14 protein-coding genes are annotated in these 22,004 nt (G+C 67.9%); 2 read left to right on the top strand and 12 right to left on the bottom strand.

Annotated elements, in window-relative coordinates:
• Positions 1-3: 3 nt before the first annotated feature.
• The gene (locus tag ABD116_RS31970; RefSeq protein WP_343978856.1) at positions 4-2,739 is read left to right on the top strand and encodes a helix-turn-helix transcriptional regulator; all 2,736 of its coding nucleotides are present in this window, start codon (positions 4-6) and stop codon (positions 2,737-2,739) included.
• On the opposite strand, the gene ABD116_RS31965 is transcribed toward ABD116_RS31970, so the two are convergent.
• The 10 genes from ABD116_RS31965 to ABD116_RS31920 form a co-directional block, all read right to left on the bottom strand.
• Entirely contained in the window at positions 2,736-3,581 is an 846-nt protein-coding gene (locus tag ABD116_RS31965) for an alpha/beta fold hydrolase (protein ID WP_343978853.1), read from the bottom strand. The two genes, ABD116_RS31970 and ABD116_RS31965, sit on opposite strands and share 4 nt — an antisense overlap.
• Positions 3,582-3,689: 108 nt before the next feature.
• Positions 3,690-4,127 (bottom strand): GNAT family N-acetyltransferase, encoded by a 438-nt coding sequence (locus ABD116_RS31960; RefSeq protein WP_343978851.1) that lies wholly within the window; start codon positions 4,125-4,127, stop codon positions 3,690-3,692.
• Positions 4,042-5,055 carry a GTP-binding protein LepA gene (locus ABD116_RS31955; protein WP_343978848.1) on the bottom strand — a complete coding sequence of 338 codons (1,014 nt, stop codon included), beginning with the start codon at positions 5,053-5,055 and terminating at the stop codon, positions 4,042-4,044. The genes ABD116_RS31960 and ABD116_RS31955 overlap by 86 nt, the downstream gene beginning before the upstream one ends.
• Positions 5,056-5,104: 49 nt before the next feature.
• The gene (locus ABD116_RS31950) at positions 5,105-10,267 is read right to left on the bottom strand and encodes a calcium-binding protein (RefSeq protein WP_343978845.1); all 5,163 of its coding nucleotides are present in this window, start codon (positions 10,265-10,267) and stop codon (positions 5,105-5,107) included.
• The gene (locus ABD116_RS31945) at positions 10,252-15,579 is read right to left on the bottom strand and encodes a hypothetical protein (RefSeq protein WP_343978842.1); all 5,328 of its coding nucleotides are present in this window, start codon (positions 15,577-15,579) and stop codon (positions 10,252-10,254) included. Before ABD116_RS31945 ends, ABD116_RS31950 begins: the two co-directional genes overlap by 16 nt.
• Before the next feature lie 210 nt (positions 15,580-15,789).
• The gene (locus tag ABD116_RS31940; protein ID WP_343978839.1) at positions 15,790-16,887 is read right to left on the bottom strand and encodes a hypothetical protein; all 1,098 of its coding nucleotides are present in this window, start codon (positions 16,885-16,887) and stop codon (positions 15,790-15,792) included.
• A gap of 136 nt (positions 16,888-17,023) precedes the next feature.
• Entirely contained in the window at positions 17,024-17,290 is a 267-nt protein-coding gene (locus ABD116_RS31935) for a hypothetical protein (protein WP_343978836.1), read from the bottom strand.
• Between the two features lie 127 nt (positions 17,291-17,417).
• On the bottom strand, positions 17,418-17,669 hold the full coding sequence (locus ABD116_RS31930) for a hypothetical protein (RefSeq protein ID WP_343978833.1): 252 nt from the start codon (positions 17,667-17,669) through the stop codon (positions 17,418-17,420).
• Positions 17,670-17,804: 135 nt separating this feature from the next.
• Entirely contained in the window at positions 17,805-18,464 is a 660-nt protein-coding gene (locus ABD116_RS31925) for an SMI1/KNR4 family protein (protein ID WP_343978830.1), read from the bottom strand.
• A complete protein-coding gene (locus tag ABD116_RS31920; RefSeq protein ID WP_343978827.1) occupies positions 18,461-18,877 on the bottom strand; it encodes a hypothetical protein in 417 nt (138 codons plus the stop codon). The genes ABD116_RS31925 and ABD116_RS31920 overlap by 4 nt, the downstream gene beginning before the upstream one ends.
• A 457-nt stretch (positions 18,878-19,334) precedes the next feature.
• Between ABD116_RS31920 and ABD116_RS31915 the strand changes: the two genes are divergently transcribed.
• The gene (locus tag ABD116_RS31915; protein WP_343978824.1) at positions 19,335-20,207 is read left to right on the top strand and encodes an SMI1/KNR4 family protein; all 873 of its coding nucleotides are present in this window, start codon (positions 19,335-19,337) and stop codon (positions 20,205-20,207) included.
• Positions 20,208-20,340: 133 nt separating this feature from the next.
• Here ABD116_RS31915 and ABD116_RS31910 read toward each other — a convergent pair whose 3' ends face one another.
• Positions 20,341-21,219 carry a hypothetical protein gene (locus tag ABD116_RS31910; protein ID WP_343978821.1) on the bottom strand — a complete coding sequence of 293 codons (879 nt, stop codon included), beginning with the start codon at positions 21,217-21,219 and terminating at the stop codon, positions 20,341-20,343.
• A gap of 329 nt (positions 21,220-21,548) precedes the next feature.
• Positions 21,549-22,001 (bottom strand): hypothetical protein, encoded by a 453-nt coding sequence (locus ABD116_RS31905; RefSeq protein ID WP_343978818.1) that lies wholly within the window; start codon positions 21,999-22,001, stop codon positions 21,549-21,551.
• Positions 22,002-22,004: the final 3 nt, after the last annotated feature.

Raw genomic sequence — 22,004 nt, 5'->3', positions numbered from 1 at the left:
ACCATGCGTGAGGAACTGTTCGGGCGGCTGGCCGAGCGCCAGACTCTCGACGATCTCCTGGCGGACGCCCGCGGCGGGCGCAGCGCGGTCCTGGTGCTGCGTGGAGAGGCCGGGATCGGCAAGACCGAACTACTGAAATACCTGGTGGGGCGATCGACCGGGTGCCGCACCGTCAGAGTCACCGGAGTGCAGGCCGAGATCGAGCTCTCGTACGCCGGACTGCACCAACTCTGCGCTCCCCTGCTCGGCGGTCTCGATCGCCTCCCCGGACCGCAACGCGGTGCGCTCTCCGCGGCGTTCGGGCTGCGTGGCGGCGAAGCACCCGATCGCTTCCTCGTCGGGCTGGCCGCTCTCAGCCTGCTGGCGAACGCCGCCGGCAATCAGCCGGTGGTCTGCGTGGTCGACGACGCGCAGTGGCTCGACCAGGTGTCGGCGCAGACCCTCGGCTTCGTCGCTCGGCGGTTGCTCGCCGAATCGATCCTGCTCGTCTTCGCCGTCCGGGAGCCCAGTCCGGACGAGACCTTCGATGGCCTGCCCGAGCTCCACCTCACAGGGCTCACCGAGAGCGATTCCCGGGCGTTGCTGGAGTCGGCCGTCGCCGGCCCTCTCGACGAGCGCGTGCGGGACCGCATCGTGGCTGAGACCCGCGGCAACCCGCTGGCGCTACTGGAGTTGCCCCATGAGCTGAGCAACGCGGAGCTGGCGGGTGGCTTCGTACTTCCCGATGCGCGGCCCTTGTCGAGCCAGCTCGAGCACGGCTTCCTCCGCCGGGTGCAAGCGCTTCCGGCGGAGACGCAACGCCTACTCTTCACCGCGGCCGCCGAGCCGTTCGGTGACCTCCCGCTGGTACGGCGTGCGGCCGAGCGCCTCGGGATCTCCGTGGACGCCGCCGTATCGCAGGCCGAGGCCTCGGGCTTGATCGCCCTCGACGGCCGGCTGCGCTTCCGGCATCCGTTGGTGCGTTCGGCGGCGTATCGCGCCGCGGAGACGGAAGATCGGCGCGAGGTCCACCAGGCGCTGGCCGACGCGACGGACGCGCGGGTCGATCCGGATCGCCGGGCGTGGCATCTGGCGCGGGCGGCGTCGGGGCCTGACGAGTCGGTGGCGGCTGAGCTGGAGCAGTCGGCGGACCGGGCACGGGCTCGCGGCGGAGTCGCGGCTGCGGCCGCATTCCTGGAGAGGGCCGCAGGGCTGACTCCAGAACCCGTACGCCGGGCAGCCAGGACGCTGGCGGCGGCACTTGCGAAGTACCAGGCAGGTGCGTTCAGCGCGGCGCTCGAGTTGGCGGATGCGGCGGAGTTGGGGCCGCTTGACGAGCTCGGCGCGGCGAAGGTGACGCTCCTGCGCGGGGAGATCAGGTCCATCTCCACGAGTAGCAGCGCGGGTCTTCCGTTGCTACTCGACGCAGCCAAACGGCTTGAGCAGCTCGACGCGGGACTTGCCCGTGCGACCTATCGCGATGCGCTGCACGCGGGCATCAACGCCGACGGGCTGACTGGCAGTGACACCGTCGCGGTCGCCACGGCAGTGCTGGCCGCGCCGAGACCTGCCGTGCCGGCGCCCGGGGAGCTTCTCCTGGATGGTGTGGCGACGGCGGCGACGCAGGGGTATTCGGCCGGCGTACCGATGCTGCAGGAGGCGCTTGCTGCTTTCCGCGCCGGTGAAGTCCCGGCTGAGGAAGCCCTCGGCTGGCTACCGCTGGCCGCCCGGATGGCGGGAGACACCTGGGACTCGACCGGCTGGACCGTGCTGACCACTTCACTCGCCGAGCTGGCCCGCGAAACCGGGGCGCTGTCCGTACTACCGCTCGCACTCCTGCTCCAGGTGCCCAACCGGGCCTTCGCGGGCGAGCTCGACGCCGCCGAGTCCCTTGCCGCACAGGTGGTGGCCGTTGGGGAGGCGACCGGCGCGGGGTTCCTGGGGCCATACGGTTCACTGTTCGTCGAACCGTTCAGGGGACGGGAGGCAGCCACACAGCGTGCGATGGACACGCTCAACCAGACAGTCCGCACCCGCGGGCAGCCGAAGGTCGAGCAGGACACCCTGTGGGCGGCGGCGGTGCTCTACAACGGCCTCGGCCGGTACGACGAAGCGCAACCGGCGGCCAGACGCGCGAGCGCGGACCCGGACGGCCTCGGCCTGTCCGTCAAGGCGGTACCGGAGTTCGTCGAGGCGTCGGCACGACTCGGACGGCCGGGCGATGCGCTCGACGCCGTACGGAAGCTCGGCGAGATGGCCGAGGCGACGGGGACCGACTGGGCGCTCGGTACGGCGGCTTATGTGCGGGCGCTGGTCAGCGAACAGGCCGACGATCTGTACCGCGAGGCGATCGAGCGGCTCGGTCGCACGGAGATGCGGATGGACTTCGCGCGAGCCCGGTTGTGTTACGGCGAATGGCTGCGGCGGGAGAACCGGCGGACGGACGCCCGGGCAGAACTGGGTGCCGCCCACGAGCTGTTGAGCGGGTTCGGCGCGGCGGGTTTCGCCGAACGCGCTCGCCGGGAACTGCTGGCGACGGGTGCGACCGTCCGTCGACGGACACAGACCTCGTACGAGTCGCTCACCCCGCAGGAGGAGCAGATCGCCAGGCTGGCCGGCGACGGGCTGACGAACGCCGAGATCGGTGCCCGGTTGTTCGTCAGCCCGCATACGGTCGACTGGCATCTGCGCAAGGTGTTCTCGAAGCTCGGCATCAGTTCGCGGCGGCAGCTTCGCAGTACCCTCTCGACGCCTGCCTAGTGGACGGACCGGGCCGCCTTCTCGATCACCCGGGTGGTGGTCTTGGCGTCGGAGATCAGGCCGAGGTGACCCTCGTCGAACTCGGTGACGTCGGAGCCGGCCCGCTTGGCCATCGTGCGCTGGACCGTCGGCGGGATGATCTTGTCGCCGGTGCCGATCAGGTACCAGGACGGGATGCTGCGCCAGGCCGGGGTGGCGGACTGATCGGCCAGGCCGCCGAACGCTCCCGGTCGCTGGGTCGCGTAGACCATGGCCTTCTCGTCGTTGTCCAGGCCGGTGGCGAACGACGTGAAGACGGTCGACCTCTTGAGGAACAGGTCAGTGGTCGGCGTGGGCGGACCGGCCGGTACGAAGTCGAACACTGTCGTCGGATCGGCCACCGAGAGCGCGGAGTCCGGCCCGGCCATCTGCAGCGCGGTCTCGCCTTCGTCCAGGGCGAACGCGTTGACGTAGACGAGCGCCTTGACGTTCGGCAGTCCGGTGGCCGCGTTCGTCACCACGGCGCCGCCGTAGGAGTGCCCGACGAGGACAACGGGACCCGGGATCGTCTGTACGAAGGCCCGCACCGACGCGGCGTCGCCCGCGAGCGAGCGCAACGGGTTCGGGATGGCGCGGACCGGGTATCCGTCGTCGAGCAGCTGCTCGATGACACGCTGCCAGCTCGACGCATCCGCCCACGCTCCGTGTACCAGCACGATCGTCGGCTTCGGCGCACGACTGCCCTGGGCATCTGCACTCAACGACGGAGTCAAACTCGCCAACGCAAGCGCGGCAACCAGCACCGCCGCGGTCGAGATCCGCCGCCGGACCCGCCCGGTTACCTGTTCGAGGGGACTGGTCATCATCTGTCCTATTCCGTGCGAAGGACGACTCCACCAACCAGGAGCCGAAGCCGGCCACCTCCCGGCCGACTCACTCCTAAGACCGCGAACCACCCCACCTTGTGACACCTACTCCAAACCCCGCAGGAACCGCGACGACCGCCCGGCCTGGTCGACGTACCCGCGACTCCGGTAGAACACATGGGCGTCTTCCCTGCGATCCGAACTTGTGACCTCCACCCGCACACACCCATGCCCCACGGCAAACGCCTCCGCCGCGCCGACCAACTCACCGCCGACGCCACAACCACGAACCCGCTCGGAGACGACAAGGGCCACGATGCGCGCCCACGATCCGGTGCGCTCGAAGAACGGGCAGACGTGAACCGCGATCAGGCCGGCCACCTCGCCGTCGTCTTCAGCGACGTAGGCCGCACTCGCGGGATCATCAGCCCAGCTCCGGATTCGGGCCGCCGTTTCCTCAGTGCCCTCCTGCGGGTAGCCGAGCTGGTGGAGCAGGTCGTTGACGGTGGCGGCATCGCAGGTGCGCGCCTCTCGGATCAGCATGCCCTCCAGTCAAGACCGTGGGATGTTGTCGCAGCATCTCCGTTTTCAGTGCCGGGCGATGCTGAGGGCGATGGCTTCTTCGAGGGCGCTGAGGATGTAGGCAGGGACTTGCATTCCCTGGTGCCGGGCCCAGAGGAGTTCGCGTTCCACCCAGGCTCACCTGGCGCGCGATCCCGTCCAGGTCGCGGTCGAACCCGAGCGCTCGGGCGACGTCGCCGAAGGCCGCGCGTTGGTGGCGGTTGTTGACGCCGACCAGGTCGAAGGAGTGCCGGCGGAGGATCCGGGTGAGGTGGAGTTGCCAGGGGCTGAGGCCCTCCTCGCCCACGAGAGTCTCGGCCGACATGCGGTAGAAGGCGAAGTGGCCGGGTTCTTGGCGTCTGATCGGTGCGATGACGGTCTCGGCGATCGCGCGCTCCCCCATGGCGCCGAGTCCGTCGAGCAGGCGGGAGTACGCGATGACCGCCGAGCGTTCGGTGGCCGCGCCTGTCAGGTAGTACAGAAGTCTGATGACCCCGAGCATGCCGGGCAGATGCGAGAGCACCCCGATCACCCGGATCCCCGGTCGTAGGTTCGTGAGGTCGGCCGGGGCCGGCGTCATCCCGAAACCCTGCTGGACCGCATCGAGCAGCACGCCGTGCTGCAACTCCTGCGGCGACCACACGTCCTCGTAGAAGAACCGATCCGTCTCCGTCGCATCGGGCATCAGCGCCCGCAACTCCAGCACGTTCCGCTCGACCTCGAGCTCGACCCTCGTCAGGTAGTTGAAGACCCCGCCGTACTTCCGGCGAACCCGCTCAGGATCGAGGATCGTCAGATCCGCCGCCCCGGGCGACAACGGCGGATGGTCCGCCGCGAACGTCTCGACAAACTGCCGGAGCCCATCGCGAGTAGCGCGTCTGGGCCCCGGCCGAATCTGTACCTGGCTCATACCTCCTAAGACCGAACCACTGCCCGGCCTGTGACATCACCCATCCCGGCTAGTCGTTGCAGGCCACCGGGTCGTCGAAGTGGCCGGGGGTGCCCGGGTAGGCGCTGCCGGTGCCGTGGCCGTGGTCCTGGTTGTAGGTCAGGGCCAGTTCCCGGTACGCCGAGGTACCGGAGGTGGTCGCGTCCGTGGCGGCCCGACCGGCGCCCGATCCCCAGGCGAGCGACTGGAGGAAGTTCTGCATCGCCGGTGAGTGCTGCCGGACGTCGTTGAACCCTCCGTACGCCGCGTTGCAATGGCTGAACAGGTTGTATGCACCGTTCCAGTCGATCAGCCGGTCGCCCGGGTTGGGCCCGTTCTCCGCCCGGTCGGCCTGCATGACGTCACGGTCCCAGCCGCCGTAGATCCAGTCCGTGCCCTGGTGGTGCTGGTTGTTGGTCAGCGTCTCGGGCGCGGCCGTGTCGTCGGCCTTGCCGGTCAGCTGGAACCACTCGCACGGGTCGACGGTGACGCCGGCCGTGGTGACCGGCCAGGCACCCGGCGCGCAGTTGCCCGGGTACGTACCGCGCGGGTTGAAGTCGAGGATGTCCGACCCGAGCACATCCTGCTTGGCCGGATCCGACTCGCCCACGCCTCCGAAGGTGTGGTCGACGAACCGGTCGTTCGTCCCCCGCGACTCCGCCTTGAAGACCCCACCGACCAGACAGTCCGGCGTGGCCGCGTCGAGGACCGGGTCACAGCCCTTGCCGCCCCACAGCACGTCCTCGCCGTCGTCGCCGAAGACCTGGTCGCCGCCGCTCTGACCATTGGCCAGGTCGTCGCCGAAGCCCGCATGGATGTTGTCGGCGCCCGGTCCACCCAGCAGCCGATCCCGGCCGCCCTCGGTGATGCCGTCGTGCGGCATCTCGGCAGCTGTCGCGGCACCGATCCACTGGTCACCATCGACGTCGTGCTCCAAATCAGCCCGCCGGTCGTACAGGCCGCGCCGGAAGCCGACGTAGGTCTCGGCCGGTGGCGAGTTCGTGGAGATGCTGAACTGTGCCGGCAGGTCGCCGGTGTCCAGGTACTGGTTCACCACACCACCACGGTCACCCAGGATCGCATCCTCGCCGGCCTCACCGTTCACGGTGTCGTCGCCGAGTTCACCGTAGAGATCGTCGTCGTCCGTACCGCCGAGGATGGTGTCGTTCCCGTCCTGGCCCCAGATCCCATCGTTGCCGGCCTCGCCGTACAGGGTGTCGTTGCCGAAGGCACCGGCCGCCTCACACGTTGCCTGTACCTCCGTACAGAACCGCGTGCTCGGGTCACCGAGATCCGGGTCGTGGGTCCGGGCCACCGTGGCCCCGGCAGGCGGAGTCCCGTTCGGGTAGCGATCGGCGTAGACCCGCTCGGTCTGGCCGGTGATCGTCCGCATCAACGACCCGTTGTCACCCAGCACGACGTCATCGGCGCCGTCGGCCTCGATCGTGTCGCCCGTATCGCGGAAGCCCTTCGCCGAAGTACCGCCGATCAGGTCGTCCTGTCCGTCGGGAGCACTCGCGCCCTCGAGCAGAGCGGCCGCGCTGGGCGTCCCCGGCCAACCGGGATCGGCCAACGGGGCAACGGTTGTGAAGGGCGAATCACCCGCGAGCGAGAGATCGCCGCGCACCACGTCTGCACCGCCGTTGCCCTCGACGTAGTCGGCGTGGGCGCCACCGGAGATGAAGTCGCCACCGTCCTGACCCCAGATCGTGTCGACCCCTTCGCCGCCGGAGAGCCGGTCGGCGCCGAACCGGTCAGCCGGTCCGGGGACGAGCTTGTCGGCGCCCAGGTCGTACAGGTCGACGATCCGGGCGGCCATCGGCGTACCGGCGACCTTCGTGCCCTGCCGAACCGTCGCCCGGGTCGGTGTCTGCCCAGCTCCTGGCCGCCGGACCTGACCATTGTCACCGGTGACAACGTCGTCGCCAGGCCCGCCGAAGATCGCGTCGGCAGTGTCCAGCTGACCCACGCCCGCCGTCAGCTGGGTCGAGCTACCACCGACGAGGTCGTCGTCCGCGGCATCGCCCTCGACCCAGTCGCTCGCCTGACCACCCTCGACATAGTCGTCGTCACCGTCGCCCTTGGCCCGGTCCTCACCGCCCTGGCCGTAGAGCACGTCCTGCCCGTCGCCACCGGACATCTGGTCGTTGCCGGACGTGTTCGCGACCGGCGTCAGCCCGAGGTCGAGCAGCGAGACCGTATAACCGGATTCGAATCCGCGCTGCCTCGTCACCGGCGTGGTCGCCGCCGGATCCGTCGTCAGCCCGAGGACCGCGTTGTCACCGGCGATCAAGTCCGGACCGGCGTCGCCGAACAGCACGTCACCAGTGTCCGGCCGGCCCACACCAGCAGTAGCCTGCTCGAACGAGCCACCGGCGATCGCGTCCTCACCATCGTTGCCATGGACAACGTCCGCGGCGTTGTTGCCTTCCAGATGGTCGTTGTCGCCGTTGCCGTTCACCTGGTCAGAACCAAGACCGCCGTACGCCGTGTCGTCGCCGTCGCCGCCGAAGATCCGGTCGCCGGTTCCGGCCGCCGGAGTCGCCCCGTCGAGGTCGACCGGAACGGCCGGCGGATCGGCCGGGTTGGCCGGGTCGTCGACGGTGCCGTTGTCGCCGATCAGCCGGTCGTTGCCGGTGTCGCCGTACAGGTCGTCGTCACCGTTGTCCGTCCGGCCCGCGGCCCGGGTACCGCCGTAGACGAGGTCGTCGCCGGCTCCACCGGTCGCCCAGTCCTTGCCGTTGTTGCCCTCGATCACGTCGGCGTCCGTACCGCCGTACGCGACATCGTCACCGGCGTTGCCGAAGGCCTGATCCAGCCCGGCGTCGCCGTACAGGACGTCCGTCTCGGTACCACCCCAGAGCTGGTCGGCGTCGCCGCCACCACGCAGGGTGTCCTTGCCCTGTTGACCGCAGGCAAAGTCGTTGCCCCCGGCAAGTTCGGCCAAGTCATCGGCACCACCCGCGGAGACGGTGTCGATGCCGGCGCCGCCGAGGATGCGGTCGTTGCCGTCACCGGTGCCCGCGCTGGTGCTTTCGTCCACCGGGTCGGAGGTCACCGGCGTACCGGGCTTGCAGAGCTCGGCGTCGATGCGCTTGTCGCCGAACATCTTCGCCGGTCCGTCGCCGCCGATCAGGTGGTCGTTGCCGAGGCCACCGACCAGGGTCTTGGCGTTCGACGGCACGCCCGCGGGCAGCGGCAGCTTGGTCACCGATCTGGTGAGTCCGTACCCGTCGTTCGGTCCGTCCGTCCCACTGACCTCGGCCGGCTCGGCGATGACGTAGTCGTCACCGGGACCGCCGTACACCTCGTCCGTACCGAAGCCGCCCAGCAGGATGTCGCGCCGGCCGCCGCCGATCAGCTTGGCGGTCTGGTCACCCTGCGAGTGGCTGGTGATGTTGTCGAAGCCCTGGCTGCCCCAGACCTTGTCGCTACCGGTGCCGGTGTCGACCGTGTTCGTCGCCGGGTCGGCGCCCGTCAGGTCGACCGGGCCGTCCTCGTCGACCCCGAACTCGGTCTCGGTGGCCGTGAAGATGTGGTCGCCGTTCGAGCCGCCGGTGATCCGGTCGTTGCCCTGGCCACCCACGATCGTGTTGACGCCGGCCTTCTTGGAGCCGTCGGGCTGGTCGGCCGCGACCCCGATCTTGTCGTTCCCGCCGTTGCCCACAGCCTTGTTGGTACCGAGTCCGAGCCCGATCGTGTCGTCGCCCGCCGGCGCGACCTCGGGCTGCGTCGCCGGGTCGGCGATCGACTCCCAGTCGAAGACCGAGCTCAGGTCCGACGTACCGCCGCCGTCCTGGGCGTTGTGGGTCACCTGACGGTTCTTGCGCGCGGTCCCCAGCGAGGAGTCGCCGCCGACCACGTCGTCACCGTTGCCGACCGTGATGGTGTCGTTCCCGGATCCGCCCGCGACCGTCGCCTTGGACGTCGCGCCGCCGGTGTCACCGGTGACGATGACGTCGTTGCCGCCGCGGCCATCGACGTACGAGAGTCCGCGGCCGGTGGTGATCACGTCATCAGCGTTGCCGCCGATCACCACGGCGTCCTTGTCGTACACGGCCGGGGTCTTGCCGGCGTTGTCGTCGGTGGTCTTCTTGCCGTCGCCGATGAAGGTGATGTTCATCGGCTTGGCGTAGCCCTCGCCGTCGACGACGACCCGCTTGAGGTTCGGATCGAGGTACTCGCGCCGTTCGCCGAGCATCTCCACCGCGAAGCCGTCGAAGTCGCCGTTGGCGCCGGTCGCGTCGGTGGGCTTCTGGGCGTAGTGCAGCGAGATCACCTTGACGGTGTCCTTCTCCACCGCCGCGGCCTCGTTTCCCCAGGGCGCGCCGCGCTGGGCGTTCTTGCCGAACTGCCCGGCGTACACCACGACGGTGTCGCCGACCGTGCCGCCGAGTTTCGGCGGTGGCGGTTCGCAGTCGGGTTTCACGGAGAAGTCGAGCAGCGTCACATCGGCCAGCGTGAAGCTGAACGAGACCGAGAAGATGCTCACCCCGATGGTGATGTAGACCCGCAGGAACAGCGACAGCCGGCCGCTCACCGTGAACAGGCACAGCGGGTTGTTCAGCGCCGCATGCAGGAACTCGCTGACCCGGAACTTGCCGTCGTCGTTCGGGTCGTTCCAGTAGAAGCCGATGGTCAGCCGCAGGCCGCCCTCGATGCCGACCGTGATGATCACCGCGCTGACCGCGGCGCCGGCCGCGATCTCACCGGTCAACTGGACCACCGGGATCGGCGTACCGGCATCGTCGACGGTCTTGAAGAACAGCCCGTCCATCACGTCGACGGCATCGATCGGTGCGCCGTTCTGCGCCGCCTCGACCGCCTTGCGGATCCCGTACGTGTCCAGGCCAGCCACGATCCGCAGGCTGACGCTGGCCGAGCCGGCGAGCGTCACGAAGACCGGCGGCGGCGCGTACACCGGCCCGAAGGCCTGCCGCCAGCTGAAGCCGAGGGTCAGCGGGCCGGAGTCGAACTCGACCAGGGTGACGTCGCCGCCCATCAGCAGGTTGAACGCCTTGGCCGGCTGCTCGAGGATCGGGAACTTGAAGCCCGACTTCTCCGCGTCGCCCTTGGCCGGCGCCAGGCCGGTGCCGCCGAAGATCTTGTTGTCACCCGCGGCCGGGTTCTGGTTCTTGGTGTTGAGGTTGTCCTTCACCTCGGTACCGGACTTCGCGGTCACCTTCTTGTACATCTTGTCCGCGCGGTGGTCGGCGAGTTACTGGTGTCGAGCGCCTTGTCACCGGCGATCTCGAAGTCGCCGAGTGGGACGTAACAGTCGTTGTCCACGGTCGGACTGCAACTGGGCAGCCGGTTGATGAACTCGATCACCGACTTGATCGTGTCGACGAAGTCGAGTTTCGGCCCGCCGGCGATCGTGCTGAACGACTTGGCCAGTGTCATCAAGGTGACGTCGCCGCCACCGGCCATCCGGCTCAGGTCGGACAGTACCGGGATCGGCGCGTAGAGCGTGTCCATCACCGGCTGCAGCGGACCGGTGACCCGCTTCATCTCCTTGACCACGTCGCCGAGCAGCCCCTCGAAGAAGCTGCCGGCGCTGATACCGACGTCCTTGAAGGCGATGTACGGCGCACCGGAGTCCTGTGGCGCCTTGTTGTCGAAGGCCCAGGTCAGCTGGAAGTTCGCCCGGACGCCCGGGAAGGCGGAGTCCACCTGCGCCTCGACGATCCAGTCGATCGTGAAGCCACCAGCGAGCGAGACGCCGAACAGCTCGCCGCCCTTGCCCAGATCGGTGAACTTGATCTTCGCGTCCTCGTCCGGCGTACAGGCGGCCTCGTCGCCCTTGAAGCAGCTGGCCTCGCCCGGTGCCTTCAGGTCGATCTGGAACGCGCCGGCGAACAGGGACTTGGTCGGGTCGTGGTCCCCGCCGGTCGCCTTGTCCACGTTGATCTTGATGAAGGCCAGCTCGGCCACCATCGTGTCCGGCAGATCGAAGGCGAGGCCGACCTGCAACTCCGGCAGCGCCTTGTTGTCCGGACCCCAGCCGTCGTGAGTATTGATGAAGAACCCGTCGGCCTTGGTCAGCCCGAGCTTGAAGTGGAGCGCGAAGCCGGCGTCGACGGTAATGCCATCGGTGCCATCCTTGCCCTGCCGCAGCGCCAGACCCGGGATGCCGATGTCGAGCGGCAGCGAGGTGTGGAAGCACGGCTTCGGGGCGCCGGCGCTCTCGCAGCCCTTGGCCGAGCTGATCTTGCCGCGCTGGGCGGTGAACTCGAGGAAGACGCCACCGATGTCGTTGATGCCGCAGATCTCGAGGTCGGGTTCGGTGGTCGCCGCGGTGTAGTCGGCTGTCGTGTCCGCACCCTTGTCGTCGTAGGTCAGCGCGTTGCCGACCTTCTTGACCAGCTTGAACGCGCTGTCGCCCGGTGCCTTGCGCAGGATCTTGTACCCCGTCGCGTTCGCCACCGACGCCCAGGTGACGTGGTTGTAGTGGGTGGCGTCGAGAGTGGCAGCGCCCTTGGCCGTCTGGCCCGGATCACTGGGGACGGTGTCGCCCGCAGTACCGTCGCCAGAGCCTTGGTACGCGACCACCTTGTACTCGTACGTCGCCGTACCCGTGTTCGCCGGGTTCTCCGCGACGGTCGGAGCGGCCGCCTTCGCCAGCGTCGCCGTGCAGTCGAAGTCGACGCTCACCTCGGTCGCGGCGATCTGTACCTCGGCCAGCGCCGCCGCGAGCTTGGTGTTGATGAAGTCCTTGAACTCCTTGGAGTTCGCCGGCCGGCCACCACCGGGCAGCTCGTTCCAGATCGAACTGCGCAGCTTCGTCCGCAGGTCCCCGATGAAATCGGCGCCCTGTTGCAGGTCCTCGCCGACCAGCGGCAGCTTGCCCTGGAAACTCGCCGTCCGGAACGCCTGCTCGACGGCGGCGAGATAGCCCTCCAGGCCGTCGCCGAAGTTCTTGAAGTCCAGCAGGGCGTCGGCCAGCCGCTGGCCGAGATCGGCCGGCAGCTCGAGTTCCTTCTTGGCCCCGTCAGGAGCCGGCAGGTCGTCGTCGAGATAGACCAGGTCGGCCGGGTTCGTCGAGTCGGGGACGCGCAGCGCGATCTGGCCGATCGGTACCCAGCCGTTGTCCGCGCCGGAGTTGTTGAGGAAGATCGGCAGGCTGCCGCAGACCATCAGCGGTGTGTCCAGCGTCTCGCCACAACTGACGGTGCCGTTGGTGGCGTTGAAGTTCACTCCGACCGCGCCGATGAAGTCGCTGAACGACACCGGGGTGTCGGCGGTCGCGCCGGACTTGGCCAGCGCGATGCTCAGGTCCGCCTTGGCCTGCGCCTTCTCGCTCGCCGGCGCGCCTGCGGTCGGGTTGCCCAGGGAGATCGACAGCGGACCGACGACGCCTTGCACGGTACCGTTCGTCAGCTCGGCCTTGGCGCCGACGCTGATCGAGGAGTCCTCCAGCACTTTGAGCGCCGTACCGTCCGCCGGACCCGCACCGGGCGCGAGCGGGATGACCAGGCCGACCTTGACCCGGCCGTCGACCTGGACCTGGGCCAGGCCGGTCGCCTGCGCACCGGCGAAGGTCTGGTCACCGCCGTTGAGGTTGCCCAGGGCAAGCTTGATCGGAGAGGCAGCACGGTAGCCACGCTTCCAGTCGACGTCGAGCACCAGGTTGGGCTTGCCGTCCTTGTCCAGGTAGCGGAACTTCACGCTGTCGGTGCCGAGACCCTTGTTCAGCAGGGCGACGGCGTCCTGGATGTTGTCCGGGGTGTTCGCGAGCAACTGATCGGTGACGTCGTCGAGGGCCGAGCGCATCATGTACGGCGTACCGGCGGCTGGTGCCGACTCCCACGCCTTGGTCAGGGTCAGCGTCTTCCCGTCCGGCGAAACGGCCTGGATGATCCCGACCTGGGTACCGACCACGATCGACCGGCCGACCAGCGTGCTGGTGAACAGGTTGCCACCGGCCCGGGTGTTGTCGACGACGGTGTTCGTGCCGTAGCTGACGCCGGTGCCCGCGTTCGACTCGTCGCTCACGAGCAGGTCGCGCAACGACTTGCCGAGGCCCGGGATGTCCTTGTCGAAGACACCACCACCGGCCGATGGGTTGGAGTCGGCGAGCTGCTTCGACAGCGTCTGCAGGGTCTTGATCAGCGCGGTGAACAGCGCCTTCGGGTCGTCGGCGTCGAAGTCCAGCTGGAAGATCTCAGCCAGGTCGGAGGTGTCGAGGTCGACCGAGGTGGGGTCGGTGAGGTCGCCCCACTTCGCGGTGAGCTTCGTGGTCGCACCGGCCGGGAGGAACTGTTCGGCGTCCGGGACGGCCACCGTCAGATCGCCGTACGCGCGGACGTTCGCGTCGATGTCGAGCAGGTTCTGCGGGCTGTCCACGAGTTGCTTGAACAACTCGGACAGGCGCAGGTCGTGCTGGGCGTCGCCCTGTTGCTTCAACGCGACGGACAGCATGTGGCCGGACGGCGTACCGGCTGGGCAGGTGTCGCCCAGAGAGGAGTTGCAGACCTTCAGCTGGCCGGTGAGGTGGACCTTGAAGAAGCCTGCGTTTGCGGTCAGGTCGACGGCGGTGTCGATCGGGAAGTCGGCGGAGAACAGCGAGCCGCCGGTCCGGATCATCACCCGGTCGGTGTTCAGCGGCAGGGCCGGTACGACGATGTCGAGCGGGCCGTTGTGCTGCGTGAACGGGCACGCCTGGGTGGAGCCGAGGAATCCGTTGCACGCGGCACCGGTCTTGGGATCCTGCAGGTCGAGCACCAAGGTGACCGAGGCGGTGAACGACGGCGTCACCTTGGCGAACGTCTGGTCCGCGTTGGCGTTGACGATGCCGTGCCCACCGGAGTCGATCCGGTTGGCCAACGTCACCGCGCCGACGTGCGGCTCCGCGCCCGCGATGACGTACGGCGAGTTGACGGGCGGCTGGCCGCCGGCCCAGTCCGCCTTCAGGGTGATGGTGCTCGCGTCGTTGCTCGCCACCTCGCCGGCGCTCGTACCGGCCACGACCCGACGGCCGAGCCACTGGTTCGGTTGCCAGCCGGCCCCCGCCACGGTCAGCGTCTTCGCACCGTACGCCGCGGTCTTGCCGGAGGCCTCGATGCTCACCGGGTCGAGCTCGACCGGGCTGACCGGGGCGGTCTTGGTCATCCCGACGGTCAGGGCGAGCTTGCTGGTGGTGGCGTCCCAGACCAGATTGCTCAGTGAGATGTCGGATGCGTCGTCGAGCTTCTTCAGCAAGTCCTGCAGCGAGGTGAAGGTCGGCTTGCCCGCCTGGGCCGGATCCTCGCCCGCGTAGTTCGGGTCGGTCGGGCCGGGCACGGTGTTCTTGGCGAGGAAGTCCTTCAGCACGGCGTTGATCTGGATCGCGTCGGCGAGCGTGCCTTTCATGAAGGGCAGGTCGAGGTCGCCGGTGCTGGGCAGTGGCCCACCCTGGTCCGGGTCGAACTTCGCCTTCTGGATCGCGGTGAGGGTGGCGACGACTTGGGCCAGCCCCTCGGCCAGGTCCTGCAGGCTCATGTTCTGGAAGCGGCCGACGGTGCTCGCCAAGTCGGGGGCCGTGACTACCGGCGTACCGGTGCCGATGTCGTTCCAGTCGACCTGGACAGTCGCGCTGATGTCGCTGGGTAGCGCCGCCGGGATGCCGGCCGCGGCCGCGCCGAGCTGGAAGGTCGCGTGCACCGATCCGCGCGAGCCGGCGTCGGTGGCGTCGATCGGCTGCGATCCCTCGGGGTCGAGGCCGACCGTGACCAGGCCGTCGAGCGACCCGGCCTGGGCCAGCTCGCCGTTGCCGCTGAAGAACAGTTTGCCGTCGTTGTCCGGGTCGCTGACCGTGCCGACGAAGTGTGCGTCGACATCGAGTGAGGAGCCGGTCAGGGAGACGCCGAGGATACCGATCGCGGCCTTGGCCGTGGCGTTCTCGATCCCGGCGTGGGCATCGACGTCGAGCCGCGGCGTGGCGGTGGACCTGACCAGATAGACTTTGTCGTCGCCCGTGCCGGTCCACACCAGGCTAAGCGCGAGCCGCGACTTCAGGGCCACCGTCACCCCGTCGGAGACCGCGAGCTCGACCTTCGGCGAGGCGCTGCTGAGTCGCAGGTCCTGACCGGTGGCGGTCTTGTCGACGGTGGCGACGATGTCCAGCTTCTTGCCGTTGCCGAGGTCGCTCACGCCGGTTTTGAGGTGGCCGGTCCGGCCGCCGTCGATGGTGATGTCCTTGTCCACCGACAGATCGCCGAAGTCCGTTGCCGACTGCAACTCGTCCGTGATCGCCTTGCCGAACAGGTCGTTGAGTCCCAGCAAACCGCCGGGGCTCGCACCGACCAGCGGTAGCGGTTCCTTCAGCTTGTCGACAGCGCCGAGACCGGAAGTCCACGCCGCCAGACTGTCCGGCGACCCACCGACCCCCAGCATCTTCAGCAGGTCATCGACACCGTCGTCGGCCGCTCGGGCCGGTTGAGCGGTGTAGACCAGCATCGCGACCAGCAAACTGATGGCCACGGCAACTGAGATCAGCTTCGACGACGCAAGACGCAACAGACCCATCAGAGTCCACCCCCGCGACCCAGGGCCCGCGCTCCCCCCACGGTCGCGCGATGGGCGACCCCCCGGTCACTGCCTCGAAAAGTAAGCCACCCACAGTAACCACGCAATACCTCAGCCGAACTTCAACAACCGTTCACCCGAACCGCACGCTTGATAAGCACCGCCCCGTCCACCCCTCTGCCCTTTCGGGAACCTCGCCCATGCCGCCCACTACTCCCCGACTGACCCGCCCCAGCCGGTCGTCGACGAGCGGTCCAGCGCGGCGAGTACCGAAGTCCCGAGGTCGGCCTGCGACTCCGGATATGCCGTCGTCGACGAATCGGTCGGGTGCCTGACGAAGACGCCCGCTTGCCACGTGCCTTCGTGGGACCAGAACTGAAGCCCACCGTCAGGCGGCAGGTGTTCTACCGTCGCCAGCACCGACTGGCTGTACAGCGTCGGCCAGTCGACCCCGCCGACGAACTCCAGAAACTCGTCCAGCAGATGATGTACCGGTTCGGACGAGTCGTCGGCCTCGGCCAGCTCGGTCAGCATGCCCGCAACGACCGCCCCGATCTCATCCGGCGTACTGGCCACCGGAGTCCGCACGAACGGCCTGACCGCCGGCCAGGTTTCCTCGAGGCGGCAGTACCGACGACCGTGCATCAACAGGTCGCCCCCGTACTGATAAATCTCCACCGACACCTTCGTCCTGGGCTCGACCTCATCCGCCCAGTCACCCTTGGCCCGCCACATCCCGGTGCCATAGCGATCATCAATCGCACTGACCAGCAACGGCCCGCAGTGCGCCGCCCGCGCCCGGCCCGCCGTCTCCCAGACAGCCCGCGGCACCTCCCGCAACACCGCGTCCGTCAGCTCGTCATCCGGACTTGCCAGCACCTCGTCGACCGCCTCGTACCAACGGTCAAGCAACTCATCGTCGGCCGCCTCGACCGCGCTCCGCAGTACGCCGACCAGCACGACCCGCGTCAACGCGTCGGCGACATATCGATCCACCACCCGCGCCCCGACCACCTTGCCGATCGCTTCCCGCCACGCCGGAAACCGCCCGGCCAGATACTCGCCATACCCACCCAACACCGGCGCGACGAACCCGAACCCCTGCTCCCGCAACTCCCCCAGCGTGACCGGACCGGCATACCGGCCAACCATCGACCTCCACGCCGGCTCCAGCAAATACGGAACAACCCGAATGACCGCCGGATCCCTCACCTCGCGATCCGGACAGGACAGCATCGCCTCCACCACCCCGAAACACCGCCCCACCAACTCCAGATCCACCCCATCCCGCAACGCAGGCTCGAACACCGGCCACCAAAACCCCAACGACACATACCCGTACACCCGAACCGCCGGCTCATCCCGATACTCCAGCCGAACCCCCTCAACAGCCTCGGCCGTCTCCGGAGTACCTCCACCAGATAACCCGGCAGATCCTCCGCACTCATTGATTCCAAATCAACTCCGGGGTGAGGAGATAGACAGAGGACAACCGCCCGCACAGCAGCAAAGACAGAATAAGCACCACGCCAGGAAAAAGACGGCCCCTTGGTGACAGCCGGATCGCTACAGCCGCCAGAACCATGGCGGCCACCGATAGCAACGTCGCAACCAGCAACGCGTCCGGATCGACGACCCGCGCGAGCTCAGGAGACTCCATCCCGGAGTACTTCTCCAACGGCAAGAGGAATCCGAGCACAAGCGCAGCCACGGCTCCCACGACAGCGACGTCACTCAACACCCCGCCTGTGGGCAGCCGCCCATCATCCTGCCGGAACTCCCGCACGGCTAGCTACCGCCGTCGGCGAGGAGCTCGCCATGGCCTATCGACCAAAGTCTCACCGAAACCACCGTGCGAGCATCCCGTCGAACTCCTCCGTCGACAGCTCCCCATCCGACAGCCTGCGCCACGCCCCCGCCTCCAGCAGCACCCGCAACGGCGTACCGGGGAACGCACGCTTGAAGTAGAACACCACAGCACTCTGCGTCAGACCCCCGTCCAAGCGATCCGCCAGGATCTCCGCGAGCCCACTCGGCGAGGTATCCCGGCCAGAGGCTCTCAGCAGCGCGACCAACTCATCATCATTCATCGAGAGAACGCCTCGATCTCTATCGCCACAGCACCGTCCTGATCGCCTGGCCGAGGGGACGTCTGTCCCGTCAACCTCGATGGTCATGTCGGCCGCGCCCCACTCGGACCGTCGCGCCGAGAAATGCTCATGCGTTCACCCCAGTGGGCCGCTGGACTCGGCGAGTTCGCAGAGGACGGAGATGAGGTGGCCGCGCCGGTGGGCCAGGATCGGCTGACCGCCAGGCTGGACCGACGAGACCACGAACTCGCCCCTGTCCGCCTCCGACGCGATGACTCCCAGCAGGTCGGTCATCGACCGCGCGATCACCACCTTCCGATCCTCGTCCCGCCCGAAGTTGATCACCTGCCCCCGGACACCACCCGGTCCCGGCGCCAGGTCCAGCCCGATGTAGTTCGCGTCCATGCTCACCTTCAGAACCGGCAGCCACCCAGCGACCGAATACTCCAACTGAACAGCCCCCGGCGGAAACGATTCGGAGCAAGAACTCAACTCCCGCATCTCCGCGTCGCCCGTCTCCGCTCGGAGTGACGACCACATCATCCACTCCTTCAACGACCTCTCCACACCAAGGAACAGCAGCCCACCGATCGTCCCTCCACTGGGCTCTGCACCGGATTCGCCATCATGAACCCTCCAGAGCTCCCTCAACTCACCAGGCAACTCCACCCCAACAGCTTCTTCGTATCGTCCAAGCTCCGCATCAGCCGCCGGCCCCCGCAACGCACCAGCCAAGCTGGGCACGACCCCTTGCAGCCAAGGCCGGTACGACGCAAAGAACCCATCCAGGTTCATGAATCACACCCAGCCAGCCCGGATCGCCAGCGAGGATTCGTCCCATTCCTCACCTCAGCGCCGAGACGAACGCCTTGCACGACGTCCCTCCCGCCTCCGCGAAGATCCCCCGCCAGTTCAGCCAGTTCCGCGAGATGGTCGAGAACCGCCTCGCGCTCGGCCAGTTCGACCGGGAGACGGTCAACCGCGTCCGAAACCAAGCGATCCGCAAGCCAGGATCGGACCATCGAGCGATCGACCGGACCCAGTTCCTCCAGCGAGAACCACCCGAGATTCTCGTCGACGATCTCCCTCAGCGCCGACTCGAGTCGCCGGTCCAGTCCGGCGTCGTCCGCGAGCCTGGTCAGCACCCACCGAAACAACCAAGACGACGCCGACCAGCCCCCGCCGCCCACTCTCATCAAGCCAGCCATTCATGTCACCGTACACAGTCAAGAGGCAAGTTGATCGACGATGTCATGTGACGTATGGGGTGTAGCCAAGAGCTTCGGCGCCGGATCCGTCGCCTACTTGTGCTGAGACCTGCCGCCGGGCGAAGTAGAGCCTTCCGTGGAATCATGCGATCTCATGGACGCGCCGTTCGTGCAGTCGGATCCTGCGACCCTACCGATACCGATTGACTGGGGTGCGGTGGAGTCCTGGCTGGGTCTTCGCCTGCCCGCTGACTACAAGGCCCTGGCTACCGAGTACGGGCCGCTGCTCATCGGTGAATGGCTTTGGCTTCAGACGCCCTGTGCCAAGCCTGGCCGCTTCGACTACGGAGACTGGCTGAAGGAAACCCACAAGCTGTGCCGGGCACGGTCGAAGGACGCTCCGCCACACACACCGCCGCCGTTCCACCCGAAACGAGGTGGACTACTCGCCTGGGGAATGACCCGTTCGGCCAGCTACCTGCTCTGGGACACAGCAGCATCCACCGACCCCGACCAATGGCCGGTGGTCGTCATGGACAGCGACGCCGTCAACAACGGCCTCAACCCCTGGCACAACTACCACATGCCACTCTCAGAACTGATCGCCGCCGTAGTAAGCACCGGCGTCCCCCTGCCCAGCAACCAGCAACTCGGCCCGCTACCACCCACAGCGCAGCGCACTTCGTATCTAGTCGATGCCGGCCCCTGGACCCCGCCGCCACCGGCGCGTCGTACGGCCGTCCCGAAGAAGACCTGGCTCACCGCGCTCAAGCATGGCACTGGCCTGGCCGCGCTCCAGCTACTCGTTCCACCACCGGCCAAGCCGTACCTGGGAGACGGCAGCTGGGACCAGCTCTTCGAGGAGCTAGGCACCCGGCTCCCCACCGACTACATCGAACTGATGGACACCTACGGGGCCGGCTGCTGGTCGGAGTGGCTCACCTTCGTCACGCCGCTGCGCACCAACGGTCGTGGGTTCGCGCACCACGCCGAAGAGATACTTGGCGGGTACGCCGATCTGCGGGCGGAGTATCCGGAATTCCAGCTACTTGCGGTCTGGCCGGAGCCCGGCGGATTCCTGCCGTTCGCCAACTCGGTTGAGGGCGACGTACTGGGCTGGCTCACCCAAGGATCGCCCGACGAGTGGCCGCTGATCGTCTATCCACGCCACGCCGAACAAGGCCCACCGTTGCAGCACACTCTCGTCGACACACTGCTCGCCTGGCTCCGCGGCCACCTCGACACCGCCGGTTTCCCCGGCCAAGACGACGAGGTTGATCCGTTGGACCACATCCGATTCGAGCCAGGCAGCGACAAATCACACTGGTGACGACCATACCCAGCGTTCCTATCGCTCCCGCGACCGGAATCCGTCCCAGCGCTCTACGCGACGCCTCAGCGTGCGAACCTGCTCCTCTGCTGCCGGGAACCACTCGATCAGAACAGACGGCGATCTGCTGACGTCAGCGCAGGCTAAGCGTCCGGCCGTTCACGGTCGCGGTCCGGAAGGCCGTCAGGACTGCTGTTCCGAGGTCGGCCGCGTCACGCCAGTCCGGAACGGACGACGATTCACCCTGGTGTGTGCGACCCCGGTCTTTGTGCATCGGCCAGATCGACAGCGCGTACGTATCCGCGCCGCCCTGCAGATTCACCGTCAGCGACTCCGCGTAGAACGGCGCCCATTCGGCGATCCCGGCGTACGACAAGAACTCGTCCACTGCATGCTGAGGATCCTCGTCCAGCGTCCGCGGCAAGATTGTCAGCATCTCCGCCACCGTGGCCCCGACCCGATACGCATCGCTGCGGGCAGGCAACCTGGCAAAAGGCCGAGTCATCGGAACCGCGGTCCGATCCCGCCGCTGCCGGGCCGAGTGCAGCAGAATCTCGTCGCGGTAGACATATCCGCTCACAATGAGCGGCACCCCCAACGTCTCTTCGTACTCCGGGCCGAAGCCACCAACCTGCCGCCGCCACGGCACACCGACCACCGCATCCAGCCGAGCTCGCAACAACGTCCCCGCCAACTCTTGCGTCCACCGCGCCCGCCGATCGGTGTTCAGCACCACTGGCACGACATGGTCGACGAAGAATTTCTGCAGCATCTCGTCCGGACCGCCGAGCGCCCGCTCGACGACTCCGAACCACCGACCGAGCATCTCCCGGTCTCCCGTGCTCACACCGGTCAGGAAGATCTCGTCCACGAACACCTCGGCAACCACCATGTCCGCGGTCACCACAACGGGATGGTTCCGGACTCGTACGGCCCAGATCGCCGCCTGATACGCGGGAAAGTCCTGCTCCAGGCATCCCGGAAGCGACCGGCAGGTCAGCGGCACGTCCACCGCCGCGATACTACGACGCGCCAGCCATCGACGGCCAGGACGCTCCGGTGCAGAACGCCACCAACCTGCCGGGCTGTCACCTTTCCGCGGATTTCCCGATCGCAGGTGGACGAGGCCCGGGCCAACGGCCATTGGCCGACGCAGAGTAGCGAGGCGGTAACCCAGGCAGACATGGATTTCCTGGCGGTGCCAAGGGGGGCGGCGGGCGAGTAGGATCCCGCGCTTGTGAAGTCTTTCCCCGCCCGGAAGCCGGTTTTCGTCGATTCGTCCGGGCAGCGTCATCGCACCGTCCGCCGACTCGGGGCGATCCTTGCCGTCCCGGCAGGCGGCTATGTCTTGCTGCTGGTGAGCAGCATGCTCGGTGGGCCACAGGTGGACACGCCGTTGATCCCCCTGCCCGAGGCCGTCAAGCACCAGCCGGCTCCGCGGGTCACGAAGACGCCGGAGCGGGCGGCGGAGACCCCGGAGCCCAGCGAGTCGGTCCGTACTCCGGACAGCTCCCTCCGCCCGGTGGTCGCGGAGACGTCGGCGCCCAGCTCCCAGGGGTCGGGCACTCCGACATCGACTCCTCCGACACCAACCCCTCCGGCGTCGACCCCCTCCGCGCCGACATCCACACCGACGACGTCCACGCCAACCGTCGTACCGAGCAGCACTCCGACGACTACCCCCGGCAAGAACCCCGGCCACGGTAAGCCGAGCGTTCCACCCGGGCGAACGAAGACACCCGGCAAGCCGTGACCCGGGCTCGTCGCGCTCGCCAGGTACCGCTCCGGACCCATTGG

The organism is Kribbella koreensis (assembly GCF_039525325.1).
GTDB lineage: Bacteria > Actinomycetota > Actinomycetes > Propionibacteriales > Kribbellaceae > Kribbella > Kribbella koreensis.
This window is presented reverse-complemented; position numbering and strand designations above follow the sequence as displayed.

Coding starts and splice junctions, on each gene's coding strand:
- ABD116_RS31970 (WP_343978856.1), top strand. CDS start 4: ATGCGTGAGGAACTGTTCGGGCGGCTGGCCGAGCGCCAGACTCTCGAC.
- ABD116_RS31965 (WP_343978853.1), bottom strand. CDS start 3,581: ATGACCAGTCCCCTCGAACAGGTAACCGGGCGGGTCCGGCGGCGGATC.
- ABD116_RS31960 (WP_343978851.1), bottom strand. CDS start 4,127: ATGCTGATCCGAGAGGCGCGCACCTGCGATGCCGCCACCGTCAACGAC.
- ABD116_RS31955 (WP_343978848.1), bottom strand. CDS start 5,055: ATGAGCCAGGTACAGATTCGGCCGGGGCCCAGACGCGCTACTCGCGAT.
- ABD116_RS31950 (WP_343978845.1), bottom strand. CDS start 10,267: ATGTACAAGAAGGTGACCGCGAAGTCCGGTACCGAGGTGAAGGACAAC.
- ABD116_RS31945 (WP_343978842.1), bottom strand. CDS start 15,579: ATGGGTCTGTTGCGTCTTGCGTCGTCGAAGCTGATCTCAGTTGCCGTG.
- ABD116_RS31930 (WP_343978833.1), bottom strand. CDS start 17,669: ATGAATGATGATGAGTTGGTCGCGCTGCTGAGAGCCTCTGGCCGGGAT.
- ABD116_RS31925 (WP_343978830.1), bottom strand. CDS start 18,464: ATGAACCTGGATGGGTTCTTTGCGTCGTACCGGCCTTGGCTGCAAGGG.
- ABD116_RS31920 (WP_343978827.1), bottom strand. CDS start 18,877: ATGGCTGGCTTGATGAGAGTGGGCGGCGGGGGCTGGTCGGCGTCGTCT.
- ABD116_RS31915 (WP_343978824.1), top strand. CDS start 19,335: ATGACCCGTTCGGCCAGCTACCTGCTCTGGGACACAGCAGCATCCACC.
- ABD116_RS31905 (WP_343978818.1), bottom strand. CDS start 22,001: ATGGGTCCGGAGCGGTACCTGGCGAGCGCGACGAGCCCGGGTCACGGC.